The sequence below is a fragment of the Pseudarthrobacter sp. TAF60_1 genome, from assembly GCF_052113505.1.
Lineage (GTDB): Bacteria > Actinomycetota > Actinomycetes > Actinomycetales > Micrococcaceae > Arthrobacter.
Genome location: NZ_JBFRDI010000013.1, coordinates 1 through 19,079, shown reverse-complemented (window position 1 = coordinate 19,079; position 19,079 = coordinate 1). Strand labels below are relative to the sequence as shown.

Annotated in this window: 19 protein-coding genes; 13 read left to right on the top strand and 6 right to left on the bottom strand. The window is 65.0% G+C overall.

From position 1 onward, the window contains the following. Position 1: 1 nt before the first annotated feature. On the top strand, positions 2 to 2,581 hold the full coding sequence (locus AB4Y73_RS14815) for an ABC transporter (protein WP_441872644.1): 2,580 nt from the start codon (positions 2 to 4) through the stop codon (positions 2,579 to 2,581). A 214-nt stretch (positions 2,582 to 2,795) separates the two neighbouring features. Then, on the top strand, positions 2,796 to 3,431 hold the full coding sequence (locus AB4Y73_RS14810) for a transglycosylase family protein (RefSeq protein ID WP_441872643.1): 636 nt from the start codon (positions 2,796 to 2,798) through the stop codon (positions 3,429 to 3,431). A gap of 135 nt (positions 3,432 to 3,566) precedes the next feature. On the opposite strand, the gene AB4Y73_RS14805 is transcribed toward AB4Y73_RS14810, so the two are convergent. Further along, positions 3,567 to 4,157: a hypothetical protein gene (locus AB4Y73_RS14805; RefSeq protein ID WP_441872642.1), complete on the bottom strand. Its 591-nt coding sequence runs from the start codon at positions 4,155 to 4,157 to the stop codon at positions 3,567 to 3,569. Between the two features lie 166 nt (positions 4,158 to 4,323). Between AB4Y73_RS14805 and AB4Y73_RS14800 the strand changes: the two genes are divergently transcribed. The 4 genes from AB4Y73_RS14800 (at position 4,324) to AB4Y73_RS14785 (ending at position 7,340) form a co-directional block, all read left to right on the top strand. Then, positions 4,324 to 5,247 carry an MSMEG_6728 family protein gene (locus AB4Y73_RS14800; RefSeq protein ID WP_441872641.1) on the top strand — a complete coding sequence of 308 codons (924 nt, stop codon included), beginning with the start codon at positions 4,324 to 4,326 and terminating at the stop codon, positions 5,245 to 5,247. A gap of 4 nt (positions 5,248 to 5,251) precedes the next feature. After that, the gene (locus tag AB4Y73_RS14795; protein ID WP_441872640.1) at positions 5,252 to 6,112 is read left to right on the top strand and encodes an NAD-dependent epimerase/dehydratase family protein; all 861 of its coding nucleotides are present in this window, start codon (positions 5,252 to 5,254) and stop codon (positions 6,110 to 6,112) included. Positions 6,113 to 6,176: 64 nt separating this feature from the next. Next, entirely contained in the window at positions 6,177 to 6,560 is a 384-nt protein-coding gene (locus AB4Y73_RS14790; RefSeq protein WP_441872639.1) for a DUF1622 domain-containing protein, read from the top strand. Between the two features lie 39 nt (positions 6,561 to 6,599). Further along, positions 6,600 to 7,340 (top strand): YqjF family protein, encoded by a 741-nt coding sequence (locus AB4Y73_RS14785; protein ID WP_441872638.1) that lies wholly within the window; start codon positions 6,600 to 6,602, stop codon positions 7,338 to 7,340. Positions 7,341 to 7,404: 64 nt separating this feature from the next. Here the strand turns inward: AB4Y73_RS14785 and AB4Y73_RS14780 are convergent, their stop codons facing one another. Next, positions 7,405 to 9,873, bottom strand: coding sequence for a Tex family protein (locus AB4Y73_RS14780; protein WP_441872637.1), 2,469 nt, complete (start codon positions 9,871 to 9,873; stop codon positions 7,405 to 7,407). Positions 9,874 to 10,012: 139 nt separating this feature from the next. Between AB4Y73_RS14780 and AB4Y73_RS14775 the strand changes: the two genes are divergently transcribed. After that, positions 10,013 to 10,309: a hypothetical protein gene (locus AB4Y73_RS14775; RefSeq protein ID WP_441872767.1), complete on the top strand. Its 297-nt coding sequence runs from the start codon at positions 10,013 to 10,015 to the stop codon at positions 10,307 to 10,309. 214 nt (positions 10,310 to 10,523) lie between these two features. Here AB4Y73_RS14775 and AB4Y73_RS14770 read toward each other — a convergent pair whose 3' ends face one another. From AB4Y73_RS14770 to AB4Y73_RS14760, 3 genes are all read right to left on the bottom strand, one after another. Next, positions 10,524 to 11,594, bottom strand: coding sequence for an alkene reductase (locus tag AB4Y73_RS14770; RefSeq protein WP_441872636.1), 1,071 nt, complete (start codon positions 11,592 to 11,594; stop codon positions 10,524 to 10,526). Positions 11,595 to 11,695: 101 nt separating this feature from the next. Then, on the bottom strand, positions 11,696 to 12,481 hold the full coding sequence (locus tag AB4Y73_RS14765; protein WP_441872635.1) for a PKD domain-containing protein: 786 nt from the start codon (positions 12,479 to 12,481) through the stop codon (positions 11,696 to 11,698). Positions 12,482 to 12,630: 149 nt separating this feature from the next. After that, complete coding sequence (locus tag AB4Y73_RS14760) at positions 12,631 to 13,281, bottom strand: DUF6318 family protein (RefSeq protein ID WP_441872634.1); 651 nt, start codon at positions 13,279 to 13,281, stop codon at positions 12,631 to 12,633. Between the two features lie 311 nt (positions 13,282 to 13,592). Here AB4Y73_RS14760 and bioB point away from each other — a divergent pair, with 311 nt between their 5' ends. The 5 genes from bioB (at position 13,593) to AB4Y73_RS14735 (ending at position 16,418) form a co-directional block, all read left to right on the top strand. Continuing rightward, positions 13,593 to 14,618: a biotin synthase BioB gene (gene bioB / locus AB4Y73_RS14755; protein ID WP_441872632.1), complete on the top strand. Its 1,026-nt coding sequence runs from the start codon at positions 13,593 to 13,595 to the stop codon at positions 14,616 to 14,618. After that, positions 14,615 to 14,881: a biotin synthase auxiliary protein BsaP gene (bsaP, locus tag AB4Y73_RS14750; RefSeq protein ID WP_441872631.1), complete on the top strand. Its 267-nt coding sequence runs from the start codon at positions 14,615 to 14,617 to the stop codon at positions 14,879 to 14,881. Before bioB ends, bsaP begins: the two co-directional genes overlap by 4 nt. A gap of 19 nt (positions 14,882 to 14,900) precedes the next feature. Next, positions 14,901 to 15,335 (top strand): pyridoxamine 5'-phosphate oxidase family protein, encoded by a 435-nt coding sequence (locus tag AB4Y73_RS14745; RefSeq protein WP_441872630.1) that lies wholly within the window; start codon positions 14,901 to 14,903, stop codon positions 15,333 to 15,335. A gap of 19 nt (positions 15,336 to 15,354) precedes the next feature. Beyond that, complete coding sequence (locus AB4Y73_RS14740) at positions 15,355 to 15,777, top strand: very short patch repair endonuclease (RefSeq protein ID WP_441872629.1); 423 nt, start codon at positions 15,355 to 15,357, stop codon at positions 15,775 to 15,777. Between the two features lie 230 nt (positions 15,778 to 16,007). Next, on the top strand, positions 16,008 to 16,418 hold the full coding sequence (locus AB4Y73_RS14735; RefSeq protein ID WP_441872628.1) for an Hpt domain-containing protein: 411 nt from the start codon (positions 16,008 to 16,010) through the stop codon (positions 16,416 to 16,418). Here AB4Y73_RS14735 and AB4Y73_RS14730 read toward each other — a convergent pair. After that, positions 16,391 to 17,152, bottom strand: a complete 762-nt coding sequence (locus tag AB4Y73_RS14730) for a response regulator transcription factor (protein ID WP_441872627.1) — start codon at positions 17,150 to 17,152, stop codon at positions 16,391 to 16,393. The two genes, AB4Y73_RS14735 and AB4Y73_RS14730, sit on opposite strands and share 28 nt — an antisense overlap. Positions 17,153 to 17,251: 99 nt before the next feature. Here AB4Y73_RS14730 and AB4Y73_RS14725 point away from each other — a divergent pair, with 99 nt between their 5' ends. Further along, on the top strand, positions 17,252 to 18,907 hold the full coding sequence (locus AB4Y73_RS14725; RefSeq protein ID WP_441872626.1) for a sensor histidine kinase: 1,656 nt from the start codon (positions 17,252 to 17,254) through the stop codon (positions 18,905 to 18,907). Positions 18,908 to 19,079 lie beyond the last annotated feature (172 nt).

Genomic DNA, 19,079 nt, shown 5'->3' with positions numbered 1-19,079 from the left:
AATGCGGAACCATCAGCAAGCTGACGATCGAACCTCTCCCACTTCCGGCCACCTCTCGGACGGCTTTGTCCGGGTCAGGGGAGCCCGCGAGAACAACCTGCGGAACGTGGACGTGGACGTGCCCCGCGACTCCATTGTCGCCTTCACCGGGGTCTCCGGCTCAGGAAAGTCGTCGCTGGCGTTCGGCACCATCTACGCCGAAGCCCAGCGCCGGTATTTCGAATCCGTGGCGCCGTACGCACGCCGCCTCATCCAGCAGGGCCACAATCCCAAGGTGGAGATGATCTCCGGGCTGCCGCCCGCCGTCGCGCTTCAACAGCGCCGCGGCGCACCGAGCAGCCGTTCCACCGTTGGCACGGTGACCACGCTGTCCAATTCGCTCCGCATGCTGTTCTCCAGGGCGGGATCCTACCCGTCCGGCGCCGCCCCGCTCGACTCCGACGCCTTCTCACCGAACACTGCTGCGGGCGCCTGCCCGGAATGCCACGGGCTGGGAGTGGCCCACACAGTCAGCGAGAATTCCCTGGTCCCGGACACCGGGCTGACCATCCGGGAGGGTGCCATCGCCGCTTGGCCGGGTGCCTGGCAGGGCAAGAACCTCCGCGACATCCTCAGCCACCTCGGCTACGACGTGGACGTCCCCTGGCGGAAGCTGCCAAAGAAGCACCGCGACTGGATCCTGTTCACGGAGGACCAGCCCGTGGTCGAAGTCACGCCCGAACGGGACCGCGTGGCCAAGCCGTATAAAGGCCGCTTCTGGAGCGCCAAAAGCTACGTCCTGCACACCCTGGCGGACTCCCAGAGTGCCGCCATGCGCGAGCGTGTCCTGGCCTTCATGGAATCCGGGCCCTGCCCCCGCTGCGGGGGAACCGGGCTCCGGCCCGAAGCCCTTGCGGTTTCCTTTGCCGGCCGCAATATCGCCGAACTCAACGCCGCCCCCATGGTGGAACTTGCCGAGATCATCCGCCCCACTGCGGGCCTCAAGGACGCCGGCACCGCCTCCCGCCGGCAGTCCTCCGGGGAGGAGAACGAGGTGGCCGTCGCCATCACCGCTGACCTCCTGCACCGCATCACGGTGCTGCTGGACCTGGGTCTCGGTTATCTCTCGCTGGGCCGCGCCACCCCCACCCTCTCCCCCGGCGAAATGCAACGGCTGAGGATCGCCACCCAACTCAGGTCCGGGCTCTTCGGTGTTATCTACGTACTGGACGAACCCTCCGCAGGCCTTCACCCGGCCGACGCCGAGCCGCTCCTGGCCGTCCTTGACCAGCTCAAGGAGTCAGGCAACTCCGTCTTCGTGGTGGAACACAACATGGATGTGGTGCGCCGCGCCGACTGGCTGGTGGACGTTGGGCCCCGTGCCGGGGAAGGCGGCGGCGAGGTGCTCTACAGCGGGCCCGTGGCTGGCCTCGCTGCCGTTCCGGAGTCGGTCACCCGCCCGTTCCTGTTCGACGGCGGTGGCGAGTCCGGTGGCGAACCCTCCGGCGGCGATGTTTCAACCAAGGGCGCCCGCGAACCCGACGGATGGCTGGAACTCAGCGGGATCAGCCAGCATAACCTCAAGGAACTGGACGCCCGGTTCCCGGTGGGTGTGCTCACGGCAGTCACGGGCGTGTCCGGCTCGGGCAAGTCGACCTTGGTGAGCCGTGTCCTCGCCGACGTCGTGGGATCGGGCCTGAGGAACCTGCCCGCGGCTGAGCAGGCCAAACCGGACGCGGCCCAACCGGACGACACGGATCCCGCCGGACCGCTGACCGTGGGGACGGTCCGGGGCGCGGACCGCTTCGACAGGCTGGTGGCCGTGGACCAGAAGCCGATCGGACGGACACCACGGTCCAACCTGGCCACCTACACCGGGCTGTTTGACGCTGTGCGCAAGGAGTTCGCCGCCACTGACCAGGCCCGGGCACGCAGATTCGGTGCCGGGCGTTTCTCCTTCAACGTGGCCGGCGGCCGCTGCGAGACCTGCCAGGGCGAGGGCTTCGTCGCGGTGGAACTGCTGTTCCTCCCCGGCAGCTACGGTCCGTGCCCTGAGTGCAACGGTTCACGCTACAACCCGGAGACCCTTGAGGTGACGCACCGCGGCAAGAACGTGGCGGAGGTCCTGCGCCTTACCGTGGACGCCGCTGCCGGTTTCCTGGCCGACATTCCCGCCGCCGCCCGCAGCCTGAAGAGTCTGCGCGATGTGGGCCTGGGCTACCTGCGGCTGGGCCAGCCTGCCACCGAACTGTCCGGCGGCGAAGCCCAGCGCATCAAGCTCGCCACCGAACTCCAACGCGCCCGTCGCGGGCACACGCTTTACCTTTTGGACGAGCCGACCACCGGGCTGCATCCGGCCGACGTACAACTGCTTATGGCACAACTCCATGGCCTGGTGGACGCCGGCAACACCGTGGTGCTGGTGGAACACGACATGGACGTGGCGGCTGGCGCCGACTGGGTCATCGACCTTGGCCCCTCGGGTGGCGACGCCGGCGGACGCATCGTCGCTGCCGGGACAGCCGCCGCCGTCGCCCGTTCCTCCCAGAGCCGGACCGCGCCGTACTTGGCTGCAGCGCTCCACCAGCAAGCCACCAGCTGAACACCAGAAATCATCTCGGTTTGATAACGGCGGCGGGATGTCCTAGCGTGAAGGGCAAGCCCGCCAAAGCGGGCGGAATGAATGCCCGGTGCTGCCTCCACCAGAACTGCCCGGCCGGCAGACACCGAAAATTGACCTCTATTTGTCAGGGGCGGGCAGTGGCGCGATAACCTCCGGGGACGGACCGAGCGCTGGTGGCCTTCAGGAGCATCACATGAAAGACACCACCATCCGTACTGCCGCACGCCGCGGACTGACCGTTGCCGCCATCTCAGCGGCCGGAGTCGCGCTCTCGGCCACAGGGGCCAACGCGGCCACCACAACGTCCACCTGGGACGCACTGGCTCAGTGCGAAAGCGGGGGCAACTGGGCCACAAACACCGGCAACGGTTACTCGGGCGGCCTTCAATTCAGCCAAAGCACCTGGGCAGCCCATGGCGGCACCGGTTCCGCGGCGACCGCCAGCCGCGAACAGCAGATCGCCGTGGCCGAGCAGGTCCAGGCCTCACAAGGCTGGGGAGCCTGGCCTGCCTGCGCGGCCAAGCTTGGCCTGAGCGGCGGGGGCGGCGCGACCGCACCGCAGAGCGTGCCGGTTCAGAGCGTCCCGGTCACCCAAGCGCCCGTCACCCGGGCGCCCGTAGCCCAGGCACCGGTGGCCGCTCCGCAGCACGCTGCCGCGCCGGCACTGAGCGGGGAGACCTACACTCTGGAAGCGGGCGATACCCTCAGCACCGTGGCCCAGAAACTCGGTATTCAGGGCGGCTGGGAGAAGCTGGCGGACGCCAACCTTGCCACCATCGCGGACCCGAACCTCGTGTTCGCCGGGCAGGTCATCCAGCTCCCCGCCTAGCGTTTCCTGCTTCCGGGGACCCCTTTCCCCTCTCCCCGGGAACGGCAAAGCAGTAAAAACAACGACGCCGGAGATCCCCACCCAGGGGATTTCCGGCGTCGTTCTTTGTTCAGTTTTTTCGCTGTTGCGCAGGAGCTAAGCGGCGAACGGGATTTCCCGGACGATTCGCACTTTCCAGGCGCTGGCGTCGCTGGTATCCAGCAACGCCACCGTGCCGTGGGCTACGTTCAGTGCCACGCGCTTGGCAGCAAGCAGTTCGAGGTAGAGGTGCTCGTTCATGCGGCTGGGTGTGTCGATCATGTACTTCACGGCGTCCCGGACCTTGCGGTAGTTCGCGCTCTTCTCGCGGTGCAGGTGAAGTTCCAGCAGCTGGCGCTGGCGAACTTTAGGTTCGTGCTTGTTGAGCAAGGACACGGCCAAATGGACGCCGACCACGAGGGTGAGGGACACGGCGTAGATCCACATGCCGCTCGTCAGCAGAAACAAGGGCAAATTGCCGATGGCTACCAGCGCAATCACAATCCGCAGCGCGACGATCCGGCGAAGAGTCAGGGCCACGGACGCCATGACGGTGCGGAAGCGGTGCTGCTCTTTCTTTGCTTCGGCAGGGTCGAGGGTAAATTCGTCAAGGACGAGGATGCCCTTGGCCTCCGGGCTCAGCATTTGCCCGAACTTGGGCTTGAAATGCGACGATGGGCCGGCGGTCGTTTCAGGTGAAATTGTCATGGGAGGCTTCCGGAGTGGTGGGGCGTTTCGGTGATCTTAGTGGGTAAAGGCCCCCCATGTATGCATCAGTCCACTATGTGAACACCGAGGGCGCGCCGCCGGGGCGCTCAGTGTGGCGGGGGGCACTGCAATTGGCACATCCGCCGCGTACCGTCAGACTGAAAGGATGCAAACCTTCCTTCCGTATCCCGATTTCCGGCAGAGCGCCGCAGCCCTTGACACCGCCAGGCTCGGCAAACAGCGTGTCGAGGCGCTGCAGACCCTCCGGGCTCTGGTGATCCCCGAATACGGCTGGCAGACCCACCCCGCAGTCCGCATGTGGATGGGCCACGTGCCGGCATTGACCATGTACGGCCTGGCGATGGTGGACGAATGGACCGCGCGCGGCCATGCAGACAACACGCGTGCCAACATCACCGAGTTTGCACCCCAGGCAGCCCACCCGGATTACGCCGCCAAGATCCCCATGCCGGAGTGGCTCGGGAATCCTGACTTCCACCTCAGCCACCGTGCGAAGCTGGTGCACAAGGAACCGAAGTTCTACAAGGCCGTGTTCCCCGACGCGGATGTGGACGTGGACTACGTCTGGCCCGAGCCCCGGCACGAGTTCCTTCCCGCGGATCCCGAGGATGACTTTCTTTGGATCCTCCGTGACCCGCACCCCGCCGTTGATCCGGAGCAGCTGAATACCGTGGCGCTGCCTCCGGTCCGGCGCGCCAACGCTCCCGCCGCAGTTTCGGCGGACGGCTACTCGCCCGTCTACATTGATGACGGCTCGCGGCGCCCCTCCAAGCAGCCGCGCAAACTGCCGCCCAAGCTGGTCAAGAAGCCCACAAAGAAGCGCCAGGCGCAGGAGGCTGCGTTCGCCACGCTGCCCGGCAAAACCACCGTTGCGGTGTCCTTCGAGGACGGCCGCAGGTTCGCCGTGGGACAGGTTCTGGGCCGGCCCATCACGCTCGACGACGGCCGCTTCGGCCGCAACTTCAGCGTCAGCGAAGTCATCGACCGGTCCGCGTTCGATTACCCGGCACTGCTGCAGGATCCGCGCGTGTTCTTCCCGGTTCCCACTCCTTCAGTTCTCGCCGGCTGAACGCATGACCATCCTCCTGGCCGGTTGCGGCGACCTGGGCACCGAAGCGGGGCTGCGGTTTGCCGCCGCAGGGCACCGCGTGGTGGGCTGGCGCCGCTCGCCCGAAAAGCTGCCCGCGGAAATCGAAGGTGTGGCGGCTGACCTGCGCGGCTCCGACCTGCCGGTTATCCCGGCGGACACCACCGCCGTCGTCGTCGCAGTTGCGGCCGACTCCCCCACGGAAACGGCCTACCGGGCAACGTACGTGGACGGGTTGGCGCAGGTCCTCGACGCCCTGGAGCGCGACCGCGTCACTCCCCGGCGCATGGTCTTTGTGTCCTCCACCGCGGTTTACGGGGACGCTGCCGGTGGCTGGGTTGATGAAAGTACGACGGCGGCGGCTGGGGGATTTTCCGGGCGCGTCCTCCGCGAGGCGGAGGAACTCCTGCTCTCGCGGCTGCGCGGCACCGGTTCTGAAGCTGTTGTGCTGCGGCTCGGCGGAATCTATGGTCCGGGGCGGACCCGCTTGATAGACCAGGTCCGCAGCGGCGCCGCCGTCATTCCCGACGAGCCGCGGTTCACCAACCGAATCCACCGGGACGACGCTGCTGCGGCGATTGTGCATTTGGCTTCGATGGCTGCCGGCCCGGCGCCGGTGTATGTTGGCGTGGATAACGATCCCGCGGAGCTTGGGGACGTCCTGCGTTTCCTGGCAGCCGAAATGGGTTATCCGGAGCCGCCGATCGGCCCGGCCGGCGAGGCCCGCGGCGGGAACAAACGCTGCAGCAACGTGCTGCTCCGGGCCTCCGGACTCGAGTTGGCCTACCCGACGTTCCGGGAAGGATACCGCGCGGTCCTGGCCGGAACTGGAGTCCGGCACCCGTAGGCTGCTGTCGTTAGGCGCCTCTTTCTTCCAAGGGGTGGCAGTCACGCTACACACGAGGAGCAGGGTGGATTTCCAGCAGATCATCGAGGCCGTGGGTAAATACATGGACTTGGCCGGGGTGTCCGTGATGGTGATCGGCGCTGTGGTGTCCATTCCGATGGCCCTGCGCGGTTATCAGCCGCGAAAACTGCCGGCCGGGGCCGAGAAGCTGACGGTCTATCGCGCTTATCGGCAACTGCTGGGGAGGTCCATCCTGTTGGGCCTGGAGCTTCTGGTGGCAGCGGACATCATCCGGACGGTAGCCGTGACGCCCACCTTCGAGAGCGTCGGGGTGTTGGCCATCATCGTCCTCATCCGCACTTTCCTAAGCTTCTCGCTGGAGCTGGAAATCACAGGACGATGGCCATGGCAGAAAGCACCCGCCGGCACGGCGCGAACGGACGCTTAAGCCCCCACCAGCGCAAGCGCAGCAAGGACAGCAGAAGTAATGATTTCCCAAGCGAAGAAGCTGGATCCTTGGCCGGACGCGCCCCAACTGCCGGGGCCCATCATCATGGACCAGCGTTGGACTGATGCCCTGTTCCTGCACTGGCGTTTGCGTGAAGCCGAGGCAGCACCCTTCATGCCGCCCGGGGTGGTACCTGACGTTTTCGACGGCTCGTCGTGGGTGGGCCTGATAGGTTTTCGCATGCAGAAGGCCGGGCTCGGCAGCGGTCCCGCGGTACCCTTCTTCGGAGACTTCAACGAGATCAATGTCCGTCTCTACTCCCGGGAACCGGACGGTACCCGCGGCGTGGTGTTCCTGAGCCTGGACGCCAACCGGCTGGCTGTGGTCCTGGCGGCCCGGGCGGCGGGAATCCCCTACGTCTGGTCCCGCGCGGGCTTCCATCGCTCGCAGATGGACAACTCCATCGGCTTCACCGTCCGCCGGTTCAGGGACGGGGCGCGGAGCGACTTCGGGGCCGTACCCGATTTGGACAATGTCGCTGCCGATCCGCTGTCCATTTACCTGACAGCGAGGTTCGGCCTCCACACCACGCTCGGGCGCCGCACGCTGTACGTTCCCAACACCCATGCGGCGTGGCCCCTTCACCGGGCCGAGGTGACAAGAGTCAACGACGGACTGATCAGCGCCGCCGGAATCAACGTGTCCGGTCCCCCTGACTCTGTCCTCTTCTCCCCCGGAGTTCGGACCCAGTTCGGGCGCCCCCGCGTGCTGCTTCCTTAGCGGCTTTGGCTGGACCCGTTCCTACCGGTGCTAGAACTCGCCCAAACCGCCCGCAAAGGTCAGGTTATTTGCCGAGGCCGGCCTTGCGAAGCGCCTCAGCCATGGCTGTATCGGCAGGAGCCGGCATGCCGGCCTGAGGCCGATTATCGGGACGTTTGCCGGACGATCCCCGTCCCGGTTCAGCATTTTGGCTGCGGGGGCGGGGCCCGCCCGAGGCGCCGGGCCGTCGCGCGCCGCTGGAGCCGCTGTCCCGGTCGCCTGTGTTCCGCCCGCCCCGCTGGCCGTCGTTTCCAGGCGGGTTGCCGCCGGAGGGCGGCAGTTCGTCGTCGAGCCTCAACGTCAGGGAAATCCGCTTCCGCTCCGGATCAGCTTCCAGCACTTTCACGCGCACAACCTGCCCCGACTTGACCACTTCACGCGGGTCGGAGATGAAGCGGTTGGCCAGCGCCGATACGTGTATCAGGCCGTCCTGGTGCACCCCCACGTCAACGAACGCGCCGAATGCAGCAACATTGGTCACCGTCCCCTCGAGCACCATGCCGGGCCTGAGGTCGGAGATTTTTTCGATGCCCTCGGAGAACGTCGCCGCGGCAAAGGCGGGCCGCGGGTCGCGTCCGGGCTTGTCCAGCTCGGCCAGGATGTCCTGGACAGTGGGAAGGCCAAACGTTCCGTCCACGAACGCCTGCGGGTCCAGGGACGACGCCGGCGCAGAGCCGGCCGCAACCAGGATTTTCCGGGCTACCGCGTACGCCTCGGGATGCACACTCGAAGCGTCCAGCGGCTCCGCGCCCCCGGTGATCCGCAGGAAGCCGGCGCACTGCTCAAAGGCTTTCGCCCCCAGCCGGGGAACTTTCTTGAGTTCGCTGCGCTTGGCGAACGGTCCGTGTTCGTTCCGGTAGGCCACAATGTTTTCGCTCAACAGAGGCCCGACGCCGGCCACACGGCTCAGGAGCGCGGGCGACGCAGTGTTCACGTCCACGCCCACCGCGTTCACACAGTCTTCCACCACAGCGTCCAGGCTGCGGTCCAGCTTCGATGCCGTGACATCGTGCTGGTACTGCCCGACGCCGATGGATTTGGGATCAATCTTCACCAGTTCGGCCAGCGGGTCCTGCAAGCGCCGTGCGATGGACACCGCGCCGCGCAGGGAAACATCCATACCGGGTAGCTCCGCGGCGGCAAGGGCCGACGCCGAATACACCGAGGCGCCCGCCTCCGAAACCACCAGTTTCTGTGGTTTCTTCTCGGCCGCGGGCAGCAGCTTGATCAGTTCCGCGGCGAGCTTGTCGGTCTCGCGCGACGCCGTGCCGTTGCCAATGGCCACCAGCTCAACCTCATGCTTTCGGGCTAGCCCCACCAGCGTGGCCAGCGCTTCGTCCCACTTCCGGGCAGGTGCGTGCGGGTACACGGTGTCCGTGGCCACGACTTTGCCGGTGCCGTCCACAACGGCCACCTTCACACCTGTCCGCAGGCCCGGGTCAAGGCCCAGCGTGGCGCGGTTGCCTGCGGGCGCGGCCAGCAGGACGTCGCGCAGGTTGGCGGCAAACACCCGAACCGCTTCGTCCTCGGCGGCGGTGAACATGCGGCCGCGAAGGTCGGAGGTCAGCCTGGCGAGCACCCGCGAGCGCCAGGCAATCTCCGCGGTCTGCATCAGCCATGCGTCAGCGGGCCGGCCGCGGTCCGCCAATCCGAGACACCTGGCCACCGCAGTCTCATAGCGTGCGCGGGCGGCGGCGAGGGCGTCGTCGTTATCCGGATCAGCTTCGGCGAGATCCAGCTCCAGGACGCCGTCCTTCTCGCCACGGAGCAGGGCGAGGACGCGATGCGAGGGCATTCCCGACGGAACCTGGCTGAACGCAAAGTAGTCGGCAAACTTCTGCCCTTCGGACTCCTTGCCCTTCTTCACGCGCGACACCATCCGCCCCTGGTTCCAAAGCCGCTCACGCAGGTTCGCGGCAAGGTCCGGATCCTGGGCCGCCCGCTCCACCAGGATGGACCGCGCACCGGCGAGCGCGGCTGGGGCGTCGCCGATGGAGTGCTCAGCGTTCAGATATTTGGCCGCCTCGCGTTCGGGGTCGAGGTCGGGCCGCTTCAGGAGTGCGTCGGCGAGCGGCTCAAGGCCGGCTTCGCGGGCGATCTGCGCCTTGGTGCGCCGCTTGGACTTGAACGGAAGGTAGATGTCCTCCAGCCGGGACTTGGTGTCCGCTGCCAGGATCGCCGTCTGCAGCTGGGCGGTCAGCTGGCCCTGCCCGGCGATCGCCTCCAGGACAGTACGACGGCGGTCCTCGAGTTCGCGGAGGTAACGCAGCCGTTCGTCGAGCTCGCGGAGCTGGGTGTCGTCGAGCGTCCCGGTGGCTTCCTTGCGGTACCGGGCGATGAACGGGACGGTGGACCCGCCGTCGAGCAGTTCCACGGCGGCTGTCACCTGCCAGGTCTTCACGCCGAGCTCGGCAGCGATCTGGGCGTGGATGGCACTGTCCGAGGTAACGGCGGACGGGGGCGCGGACGGGGCATGCGGAAGTTGGGTGGTCACCAGAACATTTTGCCTTACGGGGCCTGACCGCCTCCATCTGGGTCCGAGGGACGCGGCTAGCCGGGTATTCCGCTGCGGGCCGCGAAGTGCTGTAGTGGATATGCAGTCACAGGGATTTACTCTCGAGGAAGAGGCCACCATGCGGGAACTGCTCATCGTCTTTCAGGATGGATTCGACGAGGCCAACATCACCGTCATGGTCAACGGCAAGGAAGTCCGTCGCGATATTGGTGTCTCAACCAACCCGCTCATCGGAGAAGCATTCGAGGCGTCCGTGGAACTGCCGGCCAAAGGTGCGCAGGTCGGCGTGGAGGTCACCAACCGGGGCCTGAAGGCCATAGCCAAGGTCAGCGGGAAGCCCAAAAGCCTGCTCGTATCCATCCAGGACGACAAGCTCGTCATGCGTGAAGGGACCGGCCGGGAAGCCTTCTTGTAGGCCTCTGGCAGTAGTCCATTCGTTGGAGTATTGTGGCGGTACCGCTCCTTTTGCAGGCCGAAGCGGGTCGTCTTCTGATAAAGGAGCCCAAGGCCGTCGGATGGCTTTCGGCTCAAGCTGCCGGGACAGCACACCGAGCAGCCAACGACGGCGGCACCCAAAGCCGGGTGCCGCCGTCGTCGTTAAATCGGGGGTGGTGACCACCCGCGGGCCCTTAGGCCGAGTGCACGGGGTAATCCGTGTAGCCCGCTGAGCTGTCCGCGTAGAACGTGGACGGGTCCGGCTCGTTCAATGGAAGGTTTTCCTTCCAACGCCGCGCGAGGTCCGGGTTGGCGATGGCGGGGCGCCCCACCACCACGGCGTCAGCGTGGCCGTTTGCCACCAGGCCGGCCGCTTCCTCCCGGGTGGTCATGGTGCCGAAGCCGGAGTTCACCAGGAATGTGCCGTTGAAACGCGCCCGGAGGTCCTGCACCAACTCGCTGGTGGGGTCCTGATGGAGGACGCTGAGGTAGGCGAGATTCAGCGGCGCAATGCTGTCCACCAGAACCTCGTAGGTAGCGCGGACATCGGCGGCGTCAGTTTCAATGGCGCCCTGGACGTTGTGCTCGGGTGAGATGCGGATGCCGACTCGCTGGGCCCCCACGGCCGCCGCCACCGCGTTGACCGTCTCGATCACGAAGCGGGCACGGTTTTCCGGTGACCCCCCGTAACTGTCCGTGCGGATGTTGGAGCTGGGTGCGAGGAATTCGTGGAGGAGGTAGCCGTTGGCTGAGTGCAGTTCCACGCCGTCGAAGCCCGCGTCTATGGCGTTGCGGGAGGCCGTCACGATTTCCTGCATCACCACGGACAGTTCGTCACCGGTCAGGGCATGCGGTACCGGGAATGGCTTCTTGCCGGACGGGGTGCGGACCTCGCCGTCGATTGCCACGGCGCTGGGCGCCACAATGGTGTGGCCGCCGGTGATGTCCTCGTGGGACACCCGTCCGCCGTGCATCACCTGGGCGAACATCCGGCCGCCTTCGGCATGAACGGCGTCGGTGACCTTTCTCCAGCCGGCAATCTGCGCCTCGGTGACCAGGCCGGGCTGCCCCATGTAGGAGCGTCCGGCCGGGCTCGGAAATGTGCCTTCACTGATGATGAGGCCGAGGGAGGCGCGCTGACGGTAATGCTCCACGAGCAACGCTCCCGGGATACCCTCCTGGCCCGCGCGAAGGCGGGTCAGGGGCGCCATCACCAGGCGGTTGGAGAGTTCGTGCTCACCAAGGGTCAACGGGGAAAACAGCACAGGCAGTTCCTTTCGCAGGTAATTAGTTCTGCTTTGGCCAACTGGTTAGCGTCTGCATCTATTCCGGTCGAGAGGGCCGTCACACGTAGCTGTGGGAGGGGTTACTGCGCTGACGGCACGCCGGGACAGCCCTGCCCCTGCGGGTTCACGTTGCAGTCATCGGCGTAGTTCCGCGTGATGGAGCGCCAGACACTGATGGTTTGCGGCGGTGCGCTGAACTGGCCCTGGCCCGGGATGGGTAGCGGCGGTCCGTCATTGACGGCGTAGGTGCCTTGAAATGACGTGGTGAGGACCACCTGGAAGTCGCCTGTTTGCGCATACGCGTGGCTGGTCCGGGTCTTCTCGCCCCAGCGCTCCTGCGGCAACGGACCGCCCATCGAAGGCTGAGGGCCGAACACGGTCCCGTCGCCGTAGTTCCAGGTGTATTGGACCGGCGTAGCCACAACGTGCACTTTCTGCCCGAACATCGTCACGTCGAACTGCTGTTCAGCCGCGTTTGCGTAAAAGTTGGTTTCGGCGCCACGGAGGGTGTGCGGACTCGGCTGCGCGACGACAGTGCCGGCGTTGATCGGCAGGCTCTCGAACTGCCGCTGGATGGCCGCCGCTATTCGCGGCAGGAGGTCTTCGGGCTGGGCGTCGTAGAGACAGGTGGGGCCGGAATGGATAGCCCACACCGCGCCCGGGACGCCTCGGGGCATGGAGTACCAGATGACCGGGATACCCACTTCGCCGTCCGCGCGGTCCGGGCACTCGATCTGCGCCCGCAGGCAGACTGAGTCGAAGTCACCCCCGCCAAGGTGGCACTGCAGCTCGTACTTGTAGTTGTTCGGGTCGGACGGCGCCTGTCCCGCGTGGCCAGGCCTGATCTCACCAGTGGTTCTGTCCACGACCCAATTGTCCGCACCCACAGCAAGCCCTTTGTCTTCATAGCCAATGATGATAGGCGGCTCATCAGCGCTCGAATTTGTGGGAGTAATAGCAATAAGGAGAAACGACATGCAGAGGGCCGCTAGGCCACCGCTCTTGATCTCCATGGTTACCTGATTAGGCCCAAGTCAGAGATCATCCATCCCGATGCACCGAAAGTCGCGTCCGCCCGGCTTCCTGTATTCGTCGCCCTAGTCGGATCTTGGTAGAGACTCCCGTCCGGCTTTCTGATTTCAACTGCCTGTTGAACAACCTGCACTGTGGCGTATGCAGTCTTACCCTTTACGACTTCCGCAGATACCGCGGGCGTTTCGATTTTTCCTCCCGATATCCAGCGACCATCGCTCCATGCGGCCGACACACCATCTTTCAGCCCCGCACAAAAGACACAACTCGGTCCGCTTAGCTGTCCCAACTTTTCGGTGTCACCGGTTTCGTAGGCGTAGCTCAGGGTCGCGTACCAGTACCGCGCGAACGCCTCCAGCCCCTCCTTCGTCTCCGTCTTCGCGACTTCCGGAAGTACCGGCACCGGCACATTCTGGGCGCGGCCGCTGGCGGATGCGGGCACGTAGGCGGGAGTGGGAGTCGGGGTTGGCGTGGGTGTGGCGCTCGGCGTCTGCGAAGCCGCGGGCGATGCGGTGTCCGTTCCGCCAGGGCCGCCACCGGAGTTACAGCCGGACAGGGCCAAAGCCACTGCCGCAAAGGTCGCGATAGTGGCGGCACGCAGATGCCGGACGGTGAAGAAATTGTGCGATGTCATGGGCAGCTAATCCCCCGATAGTTTTCAAGACGCCTCGCTCCGAACAATGATCTAAGGGTAGCCCAGGACACATCAGAGCGATCAAAGTTATCCACAGGCCCCAAGCAACGGTTCTACCACCGCCATGGACCAATCAAGAAGTCACAGCGGAGGGTGGGGTGCTGGGTGGGCTCCGCATCGAACGGGACAGTCAGTCGCACGAGAGGCCAACAAACAGTTGCACCCGCAGTTGTAGCCCCTCGACAAAAACCGCCGCAGAACGCCGAACTAGCGTCGAGTCAGACCACGGAACTTCCATGAGGGACGGATCAATGACGCTTACCGCAAGACCCAAAACCAACAGGCCCCGGATTCTTGAAACAGCAAGAAAACAGGTTCTTGAAGACGGCGTCGGCCTGACGGAAGATCAGCTCGTCCAAATCCTCCAACTGCCGGACGACGCCCTGCCCGCCGCCCTGCAACTGGCTCACGAGGTACGCCTGAAGCACTGCGGCGAGGACGTAGAGGTGGAAGGCATTATCTCCATCAAGACCGGCGGCTGCCCCGAAGACTGCCACTTCTGCAGCCAGTCGGGTGTCTTCGACTCCCCCGTTCGCGGCATCTGGCTGGACATCCCCGAGCTGGTCAAAGCCGCAAAGGAAACCGCCGCGTCCGGAGCCACGGAGTTCTGCATCGTGGCAGCCGTCCGCGGACCCGACGTCAAACTCATGAACCAGATCAAGTTCGCCATCGACCGCATCAACGAAGAGGTGGACATCAACATCGCCTGTTCCCTGGGCATGCTGACGCAGCGCCAAGTCGCCCAACTCAAGGACTGGGGCGTCCACCGCTACAACCACAACCTCGAAACCGCACGCAGCTATTTTCCCCAGGTCGTCACCACCCACACCTACGAAGAGCGCCTCGAGACATGCGCCATGGTCAAGGACGCCGCCATGGACCTGTGCTGCGGCGCCCTGATCGGCATGGGCGAATCCCTGGAACAGCGCGCAGAACTTGCAGCCCAGCTCGCGGCCCTGGAACCGCACGAAGTCCCGCTGAACTTCCTCAACCCCAGGCCCGGAACCCCGCTCGAAAACCAGGGCCTCATGGACGGCAAAGACGCCCTCCGCGCCATCGCCGCCTTCCGGCTGGCCATGCCCCGCACCGTGCTCCGCTACGCCGGCGGCCGCGAACTCACCCTCGGCGACCTCGGCACCCGGGAAGGCCTCCTCGGCGGCATCAACGCCGTCATCGTCGGCAACTACCTCACCACCCTGGGCCGCCCCGCCACGGCAGACCTCAACCTCCTGGTGGAACTCAACATGCCCATCAAGGAACTGCAGAAAACTTTATGAACAGTGTTCCCACAAGCCCAACCAGCGCTGGGTATTGCGGCCACTGCGGCGAGACGTACGACGGCGGCGCCAACCCGCCGTCGTACGCCCACCGGCAGTGCCGGGAGAAGCTACAGCTGGAACCTCCGCGTTACTGCCGCGCATGCGGCCGGCGCCTCAAAGTCCAGGTGACGCCGACAGGATGGTCAGCCGCGTGCTCACGTCACGGACGCAGCGATGTTAACGGAAATGAATCCTCCCCAGCCCTAGAATTCTTCTACTGAACGTAGAACAATGGCCGTTATGATGTTCACCCACGCAGACGATAACCCGATTCTGGAACTCGACGACGAGCAGTCCTGGAAACTCCTGGAATCAACCAAACACGGCCGGATAGTGGTCTCCGTGGCTGGCGAGCCGGACATCTTCCCCGTGAATTACGTGACCTCTGGCCAAAAGATCTACCTCCGGACGGCGCCAGGAAACAAGCTGGCCCAGCTCACCATCAACTCCAAGGTGCTGTTTGAAACGGACGGTATCCTCTCAGACGAAGCCTGGTCCATTGTGCTGCGGGGAACGGCCCGGGTCCTGACCACCTCCGCTGAACTTGAGGCCGTCGAAGCGTTGGAGCTCAAGACGTGGGTGCCCACACTCAAAGATTTCTACGTGGAAATTCAGCCCACGTCCGTCAGCGGCCGTCACTTCCTGTTCGGGGAACAGCCGGAACGGGAAATCTAGGAGCTCCTGGACTGGAACCATGCCGGACAGGCTGACGCCCGAGCAGCGGAGCTGGAACATGTCCCGCATTCGGGGCAAAAACACCAAGCCGGAGTTGCTGGTGCGCCGCCTTCTGCACGCCAAGGGGTACCGCTACCGCCTCCACGGCAAATCCGGCAACGTCCGCCTGCCCGGCAACCCGGACCTGGTCTTCGCCGGCAGGCGCAAGGTCATCTTCGTCAATGGCTGCTTCTGGCATTTCCACGACTGCCGCGCCGGGCAGCACGCCCCCAAGGCGAACGCCATTTTCTGGGAAGCCAAGCGGACCCGGACACGTGAGCGCGACGAGCAGCAACGCCGTCAGTTGGCAGCCTCAGGCTGGGAAGTACTCACCGTCTGGGAGTGCGAGCTGAAGGACAGCTCCGCCCTTGAAGCCCACCTGGTGGCGTTTCTAGGCGCGTAGGCAGCGCCCCCCGAACTTGAGCCATTCTTGAATGTTTGCCCGCGCCCGAATTGATCGGCACCGGCAAAGATGAACTCTTAACGGCAAAACCCGCAGTCTCCACACGAAAACCCCATTCTTGAACCCGGAGGGCCGCCGGGCAAAGGAAGCGAATTACCCTGAAGATGCAAGATGACCCATGTTTCCACCCCACCTTTCTGAAGTGGGCGACACAAGCGGAAAGGACAGAAATGGCTCCCTCCGACGATGCCGGGCGCCCCTTGGTGGATCCTTCGGTCCTGGACCGCCTCCGTGATGAACTGGCTGAGGACGCGGGCTACTGCACCGTTTTTGTGGGCAATTTCATCGACTACCTGCCGGTCCGGATCGGCAGGCTTCGCCTGGCCCTGACCACTGGCGACCTGCCGGGAGCCGTGGATGCTGTCCTGAGCATCAAGACGTCAAGCCAGATGGTGGGCGCAGAGCGGCTGGCTGGTCTGGCCACAGACCTTGAGCGCTGCATCCGCGAGGACTCACCCCGCACGGAGCCCTCCGTCTCGTTGCCGCAACTGGCCGTCGACTACCTGCGGCCCATCAACCTGTGCTGCCGCCAAACGCTAAACCGCTTGGAGTCTCAGCGGGCCGCGGGTGCCAAGCGGTAACCGACGCCGCGGACGGTCTGCAGCCAGCGCGGACGCTGTGGTGAATCGCCGAGCTTCTTCCGCAGATTTCCCATGTGCACCTCCACGGACCGTTCGTCTGCCTCGCTGATGTAACTGCCGACGTCGTAATCCTCGTCCCGGAGGCGCCGCACCAGATCAGATTTGGTCCGGACAGTCCGTCCCGCCTCGAGCAGCGCGTACAGCAGTTCAAACTCCGTCCGCGTCAGGTTGAGCTCCTGGCCATCCACCGTGACGGAGCGTGAAGCGTACGTCAGGTCGAGCCCGTTGTGGCTGTAGTGGCCGGTCCCCGGGTCGCCCTGACGCTCCCCCGCCGGGGCATCCTCCACCGTGTCAGTAGCAGCCGTGCGGGGCCTGCGCATCATTGCCGCAATCCGCGCCCGGAGCTCCCGGGGGCGGAACGGCTTGGTGAGGTAATCATCAGCCCCGGACTCAAGACCGATCAAAGTGTCCAGTTCTTCCGCCCGTGCAGTAAGCATCACGATGTAGGCGTCAGAGAATTCACGGATCTGACGGGAGACCTCAAACCCGTCGATATCCGGCAACCCAAGATCCAGGGTGATGACATCAGGATTCAGCGATCGTGCCGCCAAGACTCCTTCAGTCCCGCTGGCGGCAACGCTCACGTCAAACCCAGCCTGGGTCAGGACAGCGCGGACCAACTCCCGGATATCCTGGTCATCCTCGATGACCAGGCCCACTCGTGCATCACTCATACAAGCCCCCTCAGCCAGCTTGACACGTGAGAAGTATAGCCCGCTGCCGATACCCTGTTGGTATGCGTCTCACAACCCCCACACTTCTGGCCACCATTCATGACTGAGCCAGTAGCGTGGGCGACGGGCCGGCTGCGGTTTTTTCGTCGCCCTTTCCACGAATACCGGCTGACGGACAGGGTGGTCCTGAGCCAGGCGCCCCTGTTCATCACCACACTGCTGACGGCGTTCCTCATGTGGGCATTCTTCCCCGGGACCATGGACAACCCGCTGTTCGTCGCGTTCCTTGTCTCCCAGCTGGCCATCATGGCACTGTGTTTCCTGGTGCCGTGGGACCGGCTCCCCTACACGAGCTTCCTGGTCATCCCTCTCCTGGACTTCGTCTCCATCGCGGTGGGCCGGGAGGGCGGACAGGAGAGCCTGACAGGCATCAGCCTGCTGTCGGTCTTCCCTGTCATCTGGCTTTGCGCGTCGGGCTACTATCCACGGTTTGCGCTGTGGTTGTCCTTTCTTGCTCCGCTGGCCATCATCTGGGTTCCGCTGTTCATCCACGGGGATGTCTCCGGGCCCAGCCTGGCCAAGTCACTGCTCCTGCCCGTCATGATGCTGGGCATCGGCGTATCGGTCAGCGTCCTGACCCTGAGCATGATGCGCCAGCAGCGGACCCTCGAGGAAAAGGACGAGCAACTCCAAGCCAGCCTGCGCAGCACCAAACAGCAGGAGGCCCTGCTCAACTCCGTCCTGGAAACCGTGAACATCGGCGTCCTGGCCGTCGACGCAGATGGACATGACATCCTGATGAACCGGAAACAGCGCGCCAACCACGAGCTGGCCAGCCCGAAGACCATTGAGGATCCGAACGAGTCGCAGCTGCTGGTCTTCGCCGCGGACCGCACCACCCTGGTTCCGGTGGCGGAGCGCCCGGTGCGTAGGGCTGTCCTGGGCGAGACGTTCACCGACTACCTGGTCTGGCTGGGCGCTGGGAAGGAGCAGCGCGCCATCACCACCAGCGCCCGCGCCATGAAGGACGCTGACGGCCAGTTCGCGGGCTCGGTCATTGTCTTCAGCGACGTGACCGACCTGGTGAATGCGCTGGCCGCCAAGGACGAGTTCGTCTCCAGCGTGTCCCATGAGTTCCGGACACCCCTGACGTCCATCCTGGGCTACGTGGAAATCCTGCTGGAGGACGAACCCAGGGATGACCAGCTGGAACCGCTGACCATCATCAGACGCAACTCAGAGCGCCTGCTGACCCTGGTATCGGACCTTCTCGCCACCAGGAACGGCCAACTGATCGTGACGCCGCATGCGGTGGACGTGGCCGACCTGGTGCGTGCCAGCGTCTCAGCCGCCATGCCCAAGGCTGACGCTGCCCGGGTGGTACTGAAGGCTGACGCGCCGGGACGGCTGGATGCCCACGTGGACGGCCCCCGGATCTCCCAAGTACTGGACAACCTCGTCTCGAACGCCATCAAATACTCGCCCGACGGCGGAAACGTGGTGGTCTCGTTGGAGCAGGAAGACGGCCAGGTTGCCTGCCGCGTCAGTGATACCGGGATGGGCATGAGCAGCGAGGACCAGGCCGAAGTGTTCTCAAAGTTCTTCCGAACCAGCAGTGTGCGCCGGACCGCCATCCCCGGAGTGGGGCTGGGGCTGTCCATCAGCAAGGCAATCGTGGAAGCCCACGGCGGCACCATCCATGTTGAAAGCAGGCTGGGCGAAGGCACCACGTTCATCTTCCGCGTGCCGGTCTGAGTTCGGTGGCTGAGCGGGTGGGACTAGGGCGTGTCTCCCAAATCGGTTGATCGCTGACTGGAAAACTTGGCGGCGTGTCTCGTTTTCAAGTTTTTACTGATGATCAGTGGGCCCGCGTTGAGCCGTTGCTGCCCAGCTCTGACGGCCAACGCGGGCGTCCGTTCCGGAACCA